Here is a 15,415-nt window from a genome sequence, read left to right on the forward strand (position 1 = left end):
TTCCTCATCCCTTCAAAAGGTACCGCTTGATTACCTCTGCTACGCCATGCTCGTTGTTCGTAAATGTAATAAAGTCAGCCGCTTCCTTCACAGCCTCCTGGGCATTGCCCATTGCCACGCCTAGACCTGCCTCACGAATAGCGGCAATATCATTTAAGCTGTCGCCAACAGCAATAACCTGCGACATTTCGATATTGAGCAGGCCGCATAGCTCTTGAAGCGCGCTTGCCTTTGAGATGCCAAGTGGATTAAGCTCCAAATTATGAGGCGAGGAATTCGTAATCTCAAGCGCTCCCCAGCTTTGCACTTCGGCAAGCAGCTTCTCTCTGATGCTGTCATCCTCCGTGTAGTAGCCAAACTTCAGCCAATGATGCGACGCATAATCAACGGCGGGGCTAATCCATTTTTCCTTATTAAAAATATCATCGGCCGTATATGCCCAGAACCACGGCTCGCCATGCGAAAGCGCTAGCTCATGCAGCCTCTGCACATAGACAGCGCTGAGATGCGTGCGCTTATGCAGCACATGTGGACGATGCCATATTTCACTGCCGTTTACCGTAATCATAGGCGTCTCCAGCTTCAGCTGCTCTGCATAAGGCAGCGCGCTGCGAAAGCCCCGTCCGGTTGAGAAGGTGACAATAACTCCTGCATCAAGTGCTTTTTGAATCCACTCCGCGTTTTCAACGCTAATTTCACTTTGCTCATTCAGCAGCGTCCCGTCCATGTCGAGCGCAAGCAATTTGTAATCTCCCAATATTGTGCCTCCTCGTAAAAGCCGTATCACTTATTTACCTAGCTAGTAAATTATTTTAGCACATTTGCGACAGATTCCAAATGAAAGTAGCTCCACAATTTCAAACATCATAGGAACATAACAAAAAGGAGCAGGCCCCGCATAGACGCGAAGGCTTGCTCCCTAGATCCTCAACCCGATTCCTTACTCGACAACGGTCGTATTCACTTCAGTTGAAGGCGCCTCTTCCGAAACGACCGGGTCCTCCTTGAGGAGCATCTCCTGACCTTTTACCTGCAAAATGCCAAGCGCTTCCTCAACCGTCTGCTTGTCATCCTTCACCTTCTGAAGCTCTTTCTGGGCAGCCATTCTAAACTCTCCAAAGAAGCTTTGAGGCAGCTTGTCAAAATCTCGATAACTATTGTTATTGCTTGGCTTCAAATTATAAAATGCCGCGTAATTTCGTCCTTCAGGATCTGTTATAAATTTCGTTCGAACCGGCATGCCGCCATAGTTATTGGACTTCGTTTTTACCCTAGCGTAATCCTCACTAGTCACATAGCTAAGGAATTCCCATGCCGTTTCCTTGTTCGGGGAATCCGCTTTTATTGCAAACAAATTATGAAACGACATCATACTGGATTGATCCGGATTTTGTTGTCCGACAGGAACGGTAACCAAATCCCAATTTTTAATAATTTTATCCTTAACCTTTTCATTGCTGCTTGCTTGCTTAATTTGAGAGATAAAATTGTTATCTCCAATTGCCATTGCCAAGCGCCCGGATAAGAAAGGATCCCTTAGCAAATAATCCTCATACGATTGCCCCATGTTTGATTCTTGATTATTCATGCTTTCAAAATAGAGTGCCTTCGAATCGATCGCATCTAGTGCAGTCTGGAGCGCATGCTTCCATGAATCTGTATTAATCGTCATCTGCTTTTGCGCCGCATTCACAAAATTAACGCCTTCGGAAGAAGCAAACATGCTTGCTACGTCGAATAGCTCCTCGTTATAGCCCATTTTCAAACCATAGATCCGATCCTTAGGTTCCCCATCTGTCGGAAAGCGGCGGGCAAGCTGCAGAACAGCATCCCAGCTCATTCGATCGGTTGGGAGCTCTATCTGGTATTTCTCAAACAAATCCTTGTTATAGAATAAAACCTGGCTATAAAAATTCGGAGAAATAGCGTACAGCTTGCCGCCGCCCTCTTCTCTCAAATAATCAAGCATGCCTGGGATGAGTCCTTCAGTGTCGTATTTCTCTTTCTCCATCACAGCATCAAGATCATAAAGCTTGTTATCCTGCGCCATCTTCTTGTACTGTTCTGGATTCAGCATAAGGATATCAGGCTGCTTCTCTTCAATCAGCTTGTCCAGTACAGCTTCATAGTCCTTCATATCACCTGTATACATACTTTGAGTAGATATAACTTCAATTTCAACATTTGGGTGCAAAGCGGAGAACACCATGCCGTATTCCTGGAAAAAAGCACTTTCATCGTAATACATAACTTTCAGAGTCGATGGCTGATTATTATCTGCTCCCTTACCGTCTCCTCCGAAGCTGCAGCCTGATAAAATAATAGCAATGATTACAAACGGCAAAACAAATTTAGACAATGCTTTCATTTTAGATTTCCTCTCTCCTTTATTATCTCCTAATATGTAACAAATATAGAACGTTTCTTACTGGATAAAAGTTGCAGATATTAATCATTTTTAGGAGGAAATCAATAAAAAAGGAGCAGGCTCCGCTAAATTGCAAAGGCATACTACCTGTATAACGCTCGATTTATACAAAAAAAAGCATCCCATAATCGGATGCTTTTCACTATATACCGTCCATTTATCCCTCTACGATTAGGCTAGTCTTCTCATGCGCAGCTTCTTGATAATAACGCCCTGCGAAGGCGAGAATAGAAATGCAATGACAAACAGCAGCGCTGCCGCGCATACCATGCAGCCCGCTATCGATGCGTCCAGCATGACGGCAGCCCCGTAACCGATAAACGAACTAGCTACGCCAACAGCTACGCTCAGTGCGATCATGATTCCAAGGCGATCCGTAAGCAAATAAGCAGTGGAGGCCGGTATGATCAGCAAGCCTACGACAAGAATAGCACCTACACTCTCAAAGGAGCTGACCGTTGCCATCGAGACGAGGCCCATCAGCAAATAATGAAAAACAGCTACAGGAATGCCGATTGCTGCTGCAAGCGCCGGATCGAATGCACATAGCTTGAATTGCTTGTAAAATAATGCGATTACCGTCACGATGACAAAGAGGGTTACTCCTAGCAGCCACACGGCCTTCGGCCCCATACTGATGCCGCCTAGCTCCCAAATATTCCAGTGCACATAAGCAATTTCACCGTACAAAATGGCATCCTGGTCCAAATGCACCTGACGCGCATATAAACTGACGAGTACGACCCCAATAGCGAATAAAGACGTAAATACTACTCCGATTGACGCATCCGATTGAATGCCGCTTTGCTGGAACATTTGAATGAGAAATGTGGTCAGCAACCCGCATAAGAGTGCAGCGAACATCATAAGGAGCGAATCGCGAGAGCCGCTTAGCAAAAATGCGATAACGATACCCGGCATGACAGAGTGGCTAATCGCATCGCCTATCATCGCCATTTTGCGAAGCACAAGAAATACGCCTAGAACGCCGCAGCAGCTAGCAACGAGCGCCCCCGTCAGCAAAATCCAAAAGTCGCTCATAGGGCAGCCTCCTTCTTCACGCCGCTCTCAAGATGCAGCTCGTTTTCTCTTATAAAGCGCTGCTTTACTTTTTGGCGCAGCAGCCGCTTGGCAATCAAGCCGCGCTGAGGGCCGAACAGAATCGAAAAACAGAAGAGCAGCGTAGCTGCTAGAACCGTTACGGGCCCGGTCGGCAAATTGGATACAGATGCACTAATCCATGTACCTGCTGCTCCGCTGACAGCTCCGAACAAGCCTGACAATACGACCATAAGCCCTAGTCGGTCCGTCCAATATCTCGCAGATACGGCAGGCGTGATAAGGAGCGCCGCTACGAGCACGACTCCTACCGCCTGTATGCCGGCAACGACAGCTACTACAATAAGAAACATAAGCAATTGCTCGAGAAAAGCTACCGGATAGCCGATGCCTCTGGCAAAGCCCGGATCAAAGGAAATGATTTTAAATTGTTTAAAGAGCAGGGTGCATATCGTAATAAGCGACACGCAGACAACTGTCATCGTGATAACGTCCGAGGCGATCATCGATGCCGCCTGGCCGAACAGAAACTTATCCAACCCTGCTTGATTGCCGTAATTGCCATGCTGAATTAATGTAAGAAGCACAATTCCGAGTCCAAAAAAACCTGACAGCACGATGCCCATTGCCGCATCCTGCTTAAGCTTGGAATTTCTCGTTACATACCCGATGCCGAACGTTGCGACTATGCCGGCAATACCCGCACCAATCAAAAATATACCTATCGATTTGATTCCCGTAAGCATAAAAGCGATACATATTCCGGGCAGAGCTGCATGAGCGAGCGTATCGCCCATCAAGCTTTGCTTGCGCAAATAAGAGAAGCATCCGATTACTCCGCTGCTTAGCCCAAGCATCGTGCAGCCAAGAAAGATCCACTGCATGTTCGGATCAGCCAGCATTGACCATATTTTATCCATAGCTCACTCACCCTTTCCGCCATGATAAGACGGAGGCTGAAGGCTGCGATCAAGAAAGGCGAGTCTCCCGCCGTATGTGCGCTGTAATTTTTCTTGTGTAAAGGTTTGCTCCGTCGGACCATAGGCTTGAAGCTCCACATTAAGCAGAAGAACAGAGTCGAAATAATCCTGTACGGTCGCAAGATCATGATGCACGACTATAACGGTTTTCCCCTGCAGCTTCAGCTCCTGAAGAAGGGTAATAATCGCTTTCTCCGTTGCGGCGTCAACGCCCGCGAAGGGCTCATCCATAAAATACAGCTTCGCATCCTGCGCCAGCGCGCGCGCCAGGAACACGCGCTGCTGCTGTCCGCCTGACAGCTGGCTGATTTGCCTGCCTGCATAATCCGCCATTCCGACCTTGCTCAGGCTCTCCATCGCTAACGCCTTATCCTTCGCGCCAGGACGGCGAAACCAGCCCAAATGACCATAACGGCCCATTAGCACGACATCAAGCGCATTCGTCGGGAAATCCCAATCAACCGATTCGCGCTGCGGCACATAACCGATTATTTTCCGCTGCTGCTTATAAGGCTTTCCGTAGACTAGCACTTCACCGCCGATGCTCGGAATAAGACCAAGCGCCGCCTTCATCAGCGTCGATTTTCCGGCTCCATTCGGTCCGATTACACCGACAAGCTCGCCTTCGCTTACTTCAAAGGAAACATTGCGAAGCACCGGCTTCTTCTGATACGCTACGCTTAATCCCTTGATGGCAAGCGGTGCTATCGTCGTCTTATTAGGCTGAGTCTTCACTGCTGTATAAGTTTGGCTCATCATTATCACTCGCTTTCATTGCTCATTGTTTGCTATTTCAAGGCGGCTACAATCGTATCGACGTTGTGCTTCACCATTCCGATATACGTTCCTTCCTCCGTACCCGCATCACCCATTGCGTCGGAGAAGAGCTCTCCGCCAATATTCACCTCATGGCCTAATTGACGCGCTCCTTCAATGACACTTTCAATCGATTTTTTGGGAACGCTGGATTCAATAAAGACAGCTTTGATTTTTTTCTCGACCAAGTAGTCGCGCAGCTTGCTGACATCCTTCGATCCGTATTCAGACATCGTATTCATCCCTTGCAAACCCGTGACAGTTAACCCGTATGCTTCGCCAAAATACCCAAAAGCATCGTGAGCCGTTACTAATATGCGACTCGCTTCAGGAATTAAGGCGATTTGCTCCTTCGCATAGCTATCCAGCTCTTCGAGCTGTTTGATGTAGGTCGCTGCACGCTCTTTGTAGTAATCTGCGTTGGAAGCATCCTTCTCCGCCAATGTATCGCGAATGACTTCCGCTGCAGAAATCCAAAGCTTTACATTAAACCAGATATGCGGGTCATGCATGCCTGCTCCTTGTCCCGGGGCAGCGTGCAGCTGTTCCTCCGTCAAATACTTGGATACAGCAACCGTAGGCTTGCGTTTCTCCAGCGATTCGAACATCTCAGCCATTTTGCCCTCTAAATGCAATCCGTTATAAAAGATGATGTCCGCATCATCCAGCTTCTTCACATCGCCTTGAGACGCTTTGTACAAGTGGGGATCGATTCCCGCTCCCATTAAGCCGCTTACTTCGACAAACTCGCCGCCTACCTGCTGGGCAACATCCGCAATCATTCCCGTAGTCGCTGTAATGTTTAGCTTGCCGCCGCCCTCAGATGTCGATTGCTGCTGACCGCAGGCTGATGTTGCAATTGCCGTTACCGCCAAAAATATAATGGTCATAATGAATCTGCGAAGAGCTGAATTTGCCTTGTACGTTTTACGCATAAATAAAACCTCCTGCTTCCTTGTCATTTTTTATATGCTCATTAGTTAGCCCTTATGAAATTAGTTTGCCTTCTGCCTCTTTGTTTATAATACACAAAAATGTTTCTCTAGTGCAACTTTTATTTTAAAAAATACCCGCATTTACAAATATAAAAAAACTGGAGCTTATGCTCCAGCCTGCTTAAAGCGATTCATTATTCATTCGCGCCTGTTCCGGCATTGCCGGCATTCTCTCCGTTTGCCACGTTTTCATTTGTTCCTGTACCATTAGCATTTGCATTAGCATTTGCATTGTCATTTGCCTTTTTCTTAGGCACGCCATATAAACCAATTTCCTCGTCATAGGCATCAAAAATTTTACGCGCGATTGGCGAAGCTCCATAGCCGCCGAAGCCGCCGTCCGGCACAACGACCGCAACCGCAAGCTTAGGTTTATCCGCAGGTGCAAAGGCAATAAAAACCGCATTCTCAGCCGTACGCTTAGCTACATCCTGCTCCGATGTACCTGTCTTCCGCATATAGCTGTAATCTACGCCTTCGAAGCCTTGCGAGCTAACCTTGGACATGCCTGCTTCAATCTCTTTCCAATATTTGTCGGGGTAATTTACCTCATTCAAAATTTCAGACGTATAGCCTTGAACGACATTCCCGTCTGAGTCCTTTATTTGATTAACAAATTGCGGCTTCATCCGTTTGCCGTGATTGGCAAGCATCGCTGTATATTGGGCAAGCTGCAGCGTCGTATAACGGCCTTGTTGACCGAATGAGGCAAAAATAAGCGCAGATTGAGTACTAAACCTCTTAGCAGAATCAAAATAATCGATAACGCCCTTCAATTCGTTCGGAAGGCCGCTGCCTGTAAGCACGCCAAGTCCGAACTGCTTCATGTAATCATCCCAAATCTCAACACTGCTCTTGCCGTTCACGGTGCCTCGCGAGTAAAGCTTATTGCCAACCATTGATGCCATAAATGGATTGGAAGAATGCTCAATCGCTTCCGCACCATCGATGTAGCCGTATACTTTATTTTGCGAGTTTTTAATTTTGCGCTCATAGCCCGATTTACCGAACGTGAACACCCCTGTATCATGAAACTGCTCGGTTGTCGTAAACAGCTTCTCATTCAAGCCGATAAGTACCGAAAGAGGCTTCATAGTAGAGCCAAGCGGTACGATTGAAGAAGGATGCTCTCTGCGTTCCTTCTCCGAGTACTTTCCATAAACGGTACGGATCGTCCCGTTAGACAATATGTTTGAGAAGTTATCATAATCCGCTGGACTAATGCTTCCACCCGCCCAAATATTCGGATTATAGTCCGGCATGCTCGCCATCGCCACGACTTTTCCCGTATCGACTTCCATCGCTACAGCAAATCCCGTTTGTGCATATTCGGCGCGTTCATATTTGTTCGTTGATTTCGTTATTTTTTTCAGCTGATCCATAATGGCAGTCTCTGTCTTTAATTGCACGTTTTTATTAATGGTTAAATAAATGTCGGAGCCCTTTTCAGGAGTCGTAATTTGCATAGGGCCTATAATGCGCTCAGCATTGTTGACCGGGTACGTCTTCAAGCCATTTTTCCCGCGCAGAACGTCTTGATACATAAACTCAAGGCCGTCCATGCCCACATCCTCTTCTTCTAAATACTGAAGAGTCTCATCCTCTTCCGTCGTTTTTTCCTTGTAGAAATCAAGCGTTTCCCTGACGCCTTTATATTTCTTCAGATAACCGACGAGCTGCACGGCAATCGTGTCCGTGTCATAATTCCGAACGCTTTCCTCCATGATGTCGATGCCTTTAAACGCGGTGCGGTTTTCCATGAAATAAGCGATCTCGTCATTCGTCAAGCCGGATTTTATGCGCCTTGGCGTTGAAATGTTGTTCCGTCTAAAATCAAGGTCCATTTGACGGATAATATCATCCACCGTCATTGCCTTTTCAGGATCTCCGAATTCGGAGAATACCTTTATCAATTTAGCAGCCATATCCCGCGCATTTTGTTTGGCATCCTCCAGCTTAGGCTCAGGCTGAATGCTGAAATACAAGGATTGGGTTGAGGTTGAATAAGCGATTGGATAGCCCGTAGAATCGTAAATATTGCCGCGAATCGGTGGAATCTTGTCACTCCGCGTAGCTTTGCGAAGACCCTCCGCGCTAAGCGTAGGACCCTCTACGAACTGCAAGATCGCGAGCCGAACAATTAAAACGCTGAACAATGCGAATGTTACAAAGAAAAATAAGTTCAATCGAAACGAAAAATGACGCCGATTTATAATCTCCCGCTTTTGCGGATCATCTTGCACGTTGAATCACCTCATATCCATTAAATAAAATTAACCTTTTGGCCTGGCTAAGCATCTCGAATATGAGTATCATCAAATGACGGCGGATTAAACCAGTCTCCTGCGCTTGCCCAGGTGGCATCCAGCGGAATCCAGCCTCCGTCGCCATCACCAATTTGCACTTCATTCCAAGCATGCGGACCAAAGCCGCCTCTGCCGTCAGCGCCCATACCCGTTACCACTCGCACCTCTAGACCAGCTGACCTAGCCATTACCGCATACAAACGAGCTATATCTATACATACGCCTTTGCGCGTATCAAATGTCTCGGGCGGAGTTTGTTCCTTCCAAATGCCCTGTTCCTCATAATTTCGGGCTTTGTCATAATCGTACGCAATTCTTGTGCCTAGCCACTCGTAGAGGCTGCGCGCCTTATCTTCCTTCGATTCCGCATCCTTCGTCACGTAAAGGGCGGCCTGCTCGATCTCGGCAGGAATGGCATAATCAATAATTTCATATTTTCGTTGTAAAATTTGCTGGAACTGCGCTTCTACCGCTTTGGTAAGCACGGGTCCTTGACCAGCCAGCACCTCGCCCGCAACCGGACTCAGCCATGCGGCCGCTTTATTGTAGATCTGCGATTCGGATATTTTGTCGACATACCAGCCGTTTGGAATAAGAGATACATAAACGAATAACAGAGCAACAAAAATGAATGAACGTCCTGCACCGTGCGCAGCCCCGATTATTGCGCCTGCAGCACGGCTTGCGCTTCTCTTGCCCCGCGAGCCGGCAACCTGCTCTTCTCTGTCGCTGCGCAATATAATCTCTACGCCGCGCGCAACTAATGGCTCCAGAAATGCCGCCAATGTGCGCAGCAGCAAATACCCGAGCAGAAACAAGACGCCATAGCGCAGCAGTCCAAAATCCCGCAAGCTCGTCAGCAAAGTGAACCACGCTTGTTCCAAGCCGCTAAGCTCATGCTGCGGAACCTTCACGCGTTCAATTAGCCATTTTGCGATGACGGGAGATAAAACATTTGTAAGCTGTGCTGCCAGCACCAAACAAGCGACCAAAACAACGCCTTCCCATACAAAAAAGAAAAGGCGCCTCGCGGAACCCGATGCGCCTCTCCTGAGCCCTTGTACAAGAGAGCCAAGCAGCAGCACAAGAACGATAATGGCAATAGGCTCCGGCTCTCTAAATAATTGAACCCAACTGGTCATTAGCATTACCCGTTCTGCTTCGCTTGGTCAATGAAGGCTTGTATCGCACTGCTTATATCCAGCTTGCCAAGCTCGGTCCCGCGAAATGATACGGAAACCTCAGAAGCGCCAGCCTCCCCGGAAAGCTCTACATTTTTGGTTTTTACCGTAAAGGTACCGTCAGGGTTAGTCACGAAGGTCGCATCCTTTGCCTCGCCTACCATGGCATTAACCGCTTCCTGCTTCATCGTGTCTACCGCTGTTGTGCCAATCGCCTTCAGATCATCCATGCTATAGCCGCTATACACGACAATACCTAGCACGATTGCCGCGACGATCGCCCATTTCAAAACGGTTTTTACGATTCTGACAATAATGAGCAGTACGATAAGCGCAATGACAAGCATTAGCCAATGCTCTTTGAAAAACGCTGTCCAAGTATCCAAATCATATGTCGAAAAATTCAAAAACTCCAAACCTGATCCCCTCCATTATACCTCGTACAAAATGCCATTACAAAATATTATACCCTACGAAATTTAGGGCGTAAACGCTCGCTTCCTTTTTATCCAGACATATCCTGTCCCAATTAAACGTACAAGTATATAAGAGTGTATTCGGCAAGGAGGGCAGCCCTGTGAAAACCGCTGTTTGGCTTTATTTATTTTTGTTTGTCGCCTTTTTCGATCTGCATGCGCAATACCCGATTTTAACGCCTTTTGCCATTTCTTTAGGCGCAGCGCCTTCCTTTATCGGACTTATGATGGGCATGTATTCCATTACGCATTTGCCCGGCAATCTTATCGCGGGCTTCGGCGTTGACCGTTATGGCAGCAGGTTTTTTATTGTGTTCAGCCTCATGGCTGCAGGTGTCGTGCTCCTCTTCCAGTCGCATGTGACGAACCCCTGGCAATTGCTGATCCTTCGCTCCATAAGCGGCTTTGTATTAGCCTTTCTGTCGCCAGCTTGCCTCTCGCTGCTAGCTAGAATAACGAGCGACCGAACAGAGCAAGGAAAGCTCATGGCAGGCAATGGGCTCGTTCATACGCTTGCATCCGTCGTATCGCCTGCGGCAGGTGCCTACCTCGTTGCCAAAATCGGATTTACGACCGCATTTACGATGCTTGGATGGGTGCTGATCGTGACATCCATTTGCGCTCTCTTCTTTATAAAAGATGTTCGGGCGCAAGTCGAGCCAGCGGGTAAAGCAGCGAGCCAGGCAAAAAAAGAAAAGCTGCCGCTTGAGAAAGCTACGCCTATTTCATGGCTTGTCTACTTGCTTCCCGTTGCTCTGAGCTGCGCGCAAGGCATACTCTCGTTTGAGCTTCCGCTGCTCGCCAAATCACAGGAAGCCATGATGACGACTGGACTCTTGTTCTCAGTAGTCAGCATCGGGGCTCTCGTTACGCTAAGCATGCTTTTTTTAAACCGGGTATCCGCCTATCAGCGAACCTTATGGGGCTCCCTTATTCTAGCGATAATCTATTTTGGCATCGCCTTTGATACGCCGGCCCCTCTCACTGTGATGCTCCTTTTTGTCGGGATGGCCAAAGGGGTCATTTTACCGGCACTGTCAACACTTCTAATTGAGCTTAGCGGCGGAGCCCGCTACGGGCGTACGTTTTCCGTGCTATCCATCGCATTTTCCGTTGGCGCATTTATTGGACCGATGGCTGCGGGACAAGTCCGCGACTACATTTCGCCTTATTATATTGCTTTTATTGCATTAATGATCGCTGTGGCCGTACTCCCGTTTCATATCTCGCGCACGCTTTCCTCCCGCACCCATTTTTCGTAGGCCTAGGTATATGCACAGGGCTAATCTCTCGTAGGTACATATGATGCATTATGGCAAATGACCAGTCGAAAAAAGGACATTAGCTGCATATGGTCATCGACGACGAAGATCTTACGTAAAGGAAAAGGGGGACTCCATAAATGTCTGGACATGTAAGTTCCGAAAATCGTGGTGGTGGAAACAATGGCTTATCGAATCTTGGCATCATTCTCGTATTGTTTATCTTGCTCGTAATCATTGCGTGCACCTGTATGTATTAGCATATGAGAAAAAAGCCTGCCCCCCGCGCAGGCTTTTACTATTTGGTCTTCATGCAATTAGCTATCGGTAAAATGTATAATCGGTGGTAAACTATCCGTAGGCAGAATCTCTCCACCATTATTCACTTTCCCGAGGTGACTTCGATGAGTATCGCCATAATTGTAGAAGGAAAAAATGATAAATCGCGCCTTAAGCGCGTCCTCCATCCTGATGTTCCGATTTATTGCACCTTCGGTACGCCAGGCGCTGAGCAGCTGGACAAGCTTCGCAAACAGGTTGGGTATGATCAGGCTTATATCTTTACCGACAACGATTCATCCGGCAAGCGGATTCGGTTCCTGCTGCGCGACGTTTTTCCCGATGCCGAGCATATTTACACCCGCAGAGGCTATTCCGGAGTCGAGCATACGCCTGAGGAATATTTAATCGAGCAATTAGAAAAAGCGGGCCTCGATGCGCATATTCTGTACCCTGCGCAGAGTCCCGCTTCCATTTGGAGCAAAGATGAGTTTTAAAGAATCTTGTTCAATTCCGCAACGATCTGGTCAGCCGTTAATTCCTCTTTGCTGCCATTGATCCATTTGCGTATTTGTCCTTCTTTATCAACAATGGTAATCACATTCATATGAGTAAAAGAGCCGTCTTCGTTTTTGATTACGCCTAAACCGAAGTCTTTTGCAAGCTGCATCGTTTTTGCTTCATCGCCGCGGAGGAACCGCCAGCCGTTCAAGTCTGCAAAATGACGCTCCGCAAAGTCCCGAATAACTTCAGACGTATCGCGAACCGGATCGAACGTAATCGAAATGAGCTCAGCCTTCGTGCCGAGCTTGCCTTCAGCTTCAAGCTGATCCTGTACTTGCGACAGCAGGAAGGTAGTAGGCGGACATACATCCGGGCAATTGGCAAAGTAGAAGTATACGATGCGCGCCTTGCCGTTAGTGGATGCGAGCGTTACCTCGTTGCCATCTAGATCCGACAGCTCGAAAGCCGGAGCAGCCTTCTCGATCGGAAGCGTCTCCTTCTCCGGCATGCCGTATGTTATAAATAAATAAATGCCCATGGCTGCACATAGCGCAAGAACGGCTATCTTGAAGCTATGCTTCTTCACAAAATCCACGCCCGTCACTCCTTAAAGCAATGATTATGATCCCGTCGTATTTAGAATCATAGCTAAAAATATGATCATTAAGTAATTAACTGAAATAAGAAAGTTTGTTTTTGCCCATTTTTCCGTGTCTTTGGCACCAGTTCCGCGCAGCGTATGGACGAGCCATACCGCACCTCCAAGAATGGATATTATTAAGAAATAAATGCCTACATACCCATACGTGTAAAACAAAATACCCGTTGGCAGCAGCAGCAAAATATAAGGGATCATTTGCAGCTTAGTCCGTTTGATTCCTTTCACAACAGGCAGCAAAGGAAAGCCTGCAGCACGATACTCCTCTACTCTGCGAATGGCAAGCGACCAGAAATGAGCAGGCTGCCAGAGGAACAGCAAAGCAAACAATATCCAAGCACCCGCATCAACCTCATTTGTAACCGCGCAGTATCCAATAACCGGCGGCATCGCCCCTGAGATTCCACCTACTGATGTGCTCCACGTGGACGTCCGCTTTAGCCACATCGTATAAATGACGATGTATACGAACCATCCCAGCAGCCCAAGCCAGCCCGATAGCGGGTTAACAAGTACAAACAAGATAAGCAGTCCAGCGATTCCTAAAATAATACCATAAATCAATACCGTTCCTGGCTGCATGCGACCGGTCGGCAGCGCGCGATCCTTCGTACGCTCCATCTTTAGATCGAGTTCCCGATCCCAATAATTATTTATGACGGTGGCCGACGCTATCGTCAAGGTTGAACCGACTAGCGCCCATATGAGCAATAGGATATCAATATCCCATTTAGAAGCAACCAAGAAACCACCTAGTGCAGCAAACACATTAAGTCGAAGTAGCCGCGGTTTTGTCAATGCAATTAAGTCTTTCAGCACGAAGCGAGCCTCCCGAGTTATGCGACAAGACGCGAGTAGCGTCTATCATTCATTGATGAATCGTTTTTAATCATACCGAAAAAAGAATGCAATGACAATGTTCGACGGCTATGTTCATCATTTTGCCACGTTAATTGTGACAAATCATTTAGTAACCAATTTGCCGGGTGCTCAATACTATAACTATGTAGTTTGATGCCTATGCCGATCCAGGCATCAAACCTTTCTAAAGTATGCGAAAGGAAGTGAACCATCAAGTCTATGGCAGTCATTAAAACGAACTCCGAGAATACGAAGATGCTCGCCAGGCTCATGCGCGCTGAAGCTGAAGGGGAAGGTGAGCTCGGAATGCTCATGGTTGGCAATGTCGGCGTAAACCGCGTACGTGGAAATTGCTTGGACTTTAGAAACATTCGCTCCATACCAGACATGGTATTTCAAAAGCCAGGCGGCTTCGAGGCAACGGTTAAAGGCTACTTTTACCAAAGTGCACGCGATAAAGAAATTCGATTGGCAAAGCGGGTTATCAACGGGGAGCGTCAACACCCGGCTTCCAATGCGCTTTGGTTTTTCCGTCCAGCAGGCAACTGCCCTAATACATGGTACGACCAAGGAAATAGCGGAAGATTTAAGGCGCATTGCTTCTTTGTTCCTACACAAGCAGACTGCCCTTCCGTCTATTAAATTCTATTTCTAATGTGTGAAAGCGAGGAGTTTCAACATGTCTAACGGTTACGGCAACAAAAATCAGGTAAGTCCAGCAAATGCAGCACCTATTCATGGGTATGGCTACGGAGGGTATGGCAATTATCCACAATCAATGGGCGGTCAGGCTACGACGTTCCCGGCTGCTATGCCGATGCAGCAAATGCCCATGCAACAATTGCCTATGCAGCAAATGCCTATGCAGCAAATGACGATGCAGCAAGTGCCCCCAACCTCCATCCCTAGCGGCTCATTTGTTACGCCATCAGGCGGCAACATCGTCACGCTTCCTGCAGTTGAGGAGTCTTATGTTGAGAACATTTTACGCTTAAACCGCGGCAAAATGGCTACCTTCTATATGACATACGAGAACAATCGCGAGTGGAACGCCAAGATTTTCAAAGGAATCATCGAGGCTGCCGGACGCGATCACATCATCATCAGCGATCCGACAACCGGTATGCGTTACTTACTTTTGACGCTTAATTTGGATTATGTCACTTTCGATGAGCCAATCGCTTACGAATATCCATTCCAAGGCAGCGTAGTAAGCTCTTCCACTCCGCTCGGCATGGCTACGATTGGCACTGTAAATTCCAGCCGCTAATCCGAAGCTGCCGCGCCGTTGATCGGATGTGCCGGCTTAAAGGTCCACACATGCATCTTCGCAGGTCCGCCAACAATCCACTCCGATACTCGGAACCAAGGGGAACGCTCATTGCAGCGTTCTTTTTTGATTTGTTCCGCTTGCTCCTCGTTTGATGCATTCCATACCTCCACGAAAAGGCCAGGCTGATCTGTTCCTTCATATAAATGCACCTCATGGCCTTCTTCAAGCAGCCGGCTCGTATATACAAGATACTGCTCCCGCCATTCCTCCGAAATACGGTATTCTGCAAAACAAATAAACATTGCCTTCAGTCTCCTTTTGCTTTCATTGATAAAGT

17 protein-coding genes are annotated in these 15,415 nt (G+C 47.5%); 5 read left to right on the forward strand and 12 right to left on the reverse strand.

Annotation, left to right across the window (positions count from 1 at the left end; genetic code table 11):
• Nucleotides 1-4 precede the first annotated feature (4 nt).
• The 9 genes from AC1TPC_RS00670 to AC1TPC_RS00710 all read right to left on the reverse strand — a co-directional run bounded on the left by AC1TPC_RS00670 (nucleotide 5) and on the right by AC1TPC_RS00710 (nucleotide 10,181).
• Complete coding sequence (locus AC1TPC_RS00670; RefSeq protein WP_482064955.1) at nucleotides 5-757, reverse strand: Cof-type HAD-IIB family hydrolase; 753 nt, start codon at nucleotides 755-757, stop codon at nucleotides 5-7.
• A 183-nt stretch (nucleotides 758-940) separates the two neighbouring features.
• Entirely contained in the window at nucleotides 941-2,368 is a 1,428-nt protein-coding gene (locus tag AC1TPC_RS00675) for an ABC transporter substrate-binding protein (RefSeq protein WP_482064956.1), read from the reverse strand.
• 231 nt (nucleotides 2,369-2,599) lie between these two features.
• On the reverse strand, nucleotides 2,600-3,469 hold the full coding sequence (locus AC1TPC_RS00680; RefSeq protein WP_482064957.1) for a metal ABC transporter permease: 870 nt from the start codon (nucleotides 3,467-3,469) through the stop codon (nucleotides 2,600-2,602).
• A complete protein-coding gene (locus AC1TPC_RS00685) occupies nucleotides 3,466-4,407 on the reverse strand; it encodes a metal ABC transporter permease (protein WP_482064958.1) in 942 nt (313 codons plus the stop codon). Before AC1TPC_RS00685 ends, AC1TPC_RS00680 begins: the two co-directional genes overlap by 4 nt.
• A gap of 3 nt (nucleotides 4,408-4,410) precedes the next feature.
• A complete protein-coding gene (locus AC1TPC_RS00690; RefSeq protein ID WP_482064959.1) occupies nucleotides 4,411-5,226 on the reverse strand; it encodes a metal ABC transporter ATP-binding protein in 816 nt (271 codons plus the stop codon).
• Between the two features lie 29 nt (nucleotides 5,227-5,255).
• Entirely contained in the window at nucleotides 5,256-6,218 is a 963-nt protein-coding gene (locus AC1TPC_RS00695; protein ID WP_482064960.1) for a metal ABC transporter solute-binding protein, Zn/Mn family, read from the reverse strand.
• A 194-nt stretch (nucleotides 6,219-6,412) separates the two neighbouring features.
• Nucleotides 6,413-8,521, reverse strand: coding sequence for a peptidoglycan D,D-transpeptidase FtsI family protein (locus AC1TPC_RS00700; RefSeq protein WP_482064961.1), 2,109 nt, complete (start codon nucleotides 8,519-8,521; stop codon nucleotides 6,413-6,415).
• Between the two features lie 47 nt (nucleotides 8,522-8,568).
• Nucleotides 8,569-9,726, reverse strand: a complete 1,158-nt coding sequence (locus tag AC1TPC_RS00705) for a transglutaminase domain-containing protein (RefSeq protein WP_482065315.1) — start codon at nucleotides 9,724-9,726, stop codon at nucleotides 8,569-8,571.
• Between the two features lie 5 nt (nucleotides 9,727-9,731).
• On the reverse strand, nucleotides 9,732-10,181 hold the full coding sequence (locus AC1TPC_RS00710) for a hypothetical protein (RefSeq protein WP_482064962.1): 450 nt from the start codon (nucleotides 10,179-10,181) through the stop codon (nucleotides 9,732-9,734).
• Nucleotides 10,182-10,342: 161 nt separating this feature from the next.
• Here AC1TPC_RS00710 and AC1TPC_RS00715 point away from each other — a divergent pair, with 161 nt between their 5' ends.
• The 3 genes from AC1TPC_RS00715 (at nucleotide 10,343) to AC1TPC_RS00725 (ending at nucleotide 12,279) form a co-directional block, all read left to right on the forward strand.
• Entirely contained in the window at nucleotides 10,343-11,503 is a 1,161-nt protein-coding gene (locus AC1TPC_RS00715; RefSeq protein ID WP_482064963.1) for an MFS transporter, read from the forward strand.
• Nucleotides 11,504-11,643: 140 nt separating this feature from the next.
• Nucleotides 11,644-11,763 carry a YjcZ family sporulation protein gene (locus AC1TPC_RS00720; protein WP_482064964.1) on the forward strand — a complete coding sequence of 40 codons (120 nt, stop codon included), beginning with the start codon at nucleotides 11,644-11,646 and terminating at the stop codon, nucleotides 11,761-11,763.
• A 144-nt stretch (nucleotides 11,764-11,907) separates the two neighbouring features.
• Nucleotides 11,908-12,279, forward strand: coding sequence for a toprim domain-containing protein (locus AC1TPC_RS00725; protein WP_482064965.1), 372 nt, complete (start codon nucleotides 11,908-11,910; stop codon nucleotides 12,277-12,279).
• Here the strand turns inward: AC1TPC_RS00725 and AC1TPC_RS00730 are convergent.
• Nucleotides 12,276-12,881, reverse strand: a complete 606-nt coding sequence (locus AC1TPC_RS00730; RefSeq protein WP_482064966.1) for an SCO family protein — start codon at nucleotides 12,879-12,881, stop codon at nucleotides 12,276-12,278. The genes AC1TPC_RS00725 and AC1TPC_RS00730 overlap by 4 nt on opposite strands.
• 24 nt (nucleotides 12,882-12,905) lie before the next feature.
• Complete coding sequence (gene cyoE, locus AC1TPC_RS00735) at nucleotides 12,906-13,784, reverse strand: heme o synthase (protein ID WP_482065316.1); 879 nt, start codon at nucleotides 13,782-13,784, stop codon at nucleotides 12,906-12,908.
• A gap of 240 nt (nucleotides 13,785-14,024) precedes the next feature.
• On the opposite strand from cyoE, the gene AC1TPC_RS00740 reads away from it, so the two are divergent.
• Together AC1TPC_RS00740 and gerQ are read left to right on the forward strand one after the other, a co-directional pair.
• Complete coding sequence (locus tag AC1TPC_RS00740) at nucleotides 14,025-14,447, forward strand: cell wall hydrolase (protein WP_482064967.1); 423 nt, start codon at nucleotides 14,025-14,027, stop codon at nucleotides 14,445-14,447.
• A 37-nt stretch (nucleotides 14,448-14,484) separates the two neighbouring features.
• On the forward strand, nucleotides 14,485-15,075 hold the full coding sequence (gerQ, locus tag AC1TPC_RS00745; protein ID WP_482064968.1) for a spore coat protein GerQ: 591 nt from the start codon (nucleotides 14,485-14,487) through the stop codon (nucleotides 15,073-15,075).
• On the opposite strand, the gene AC1TPC_RS00750 is transcribed toward gerQ, so the two are convergent.
• Nucleotides 15,072-15,380, reverse strand: coding sequence for a hypothetical protein (locus AC1TPC_RS00750; RefSeq protein WP_482064969.1), 309 nt, complete (start codon nucleotides 15,378-15,380; stop codon nucleotides 15,072-15,074). The two genes, gerQ and AC1TPC_RS00750, sit on opposite strands and share 4 nt — an antisense overlap.
• Between the last annotated feature and the right edge of the window lie 35 nt (nucleotides 15,381-15,415).

It is taken from the genome of Paenibacillus sp. Y280 (assembly GCF_056786335.1).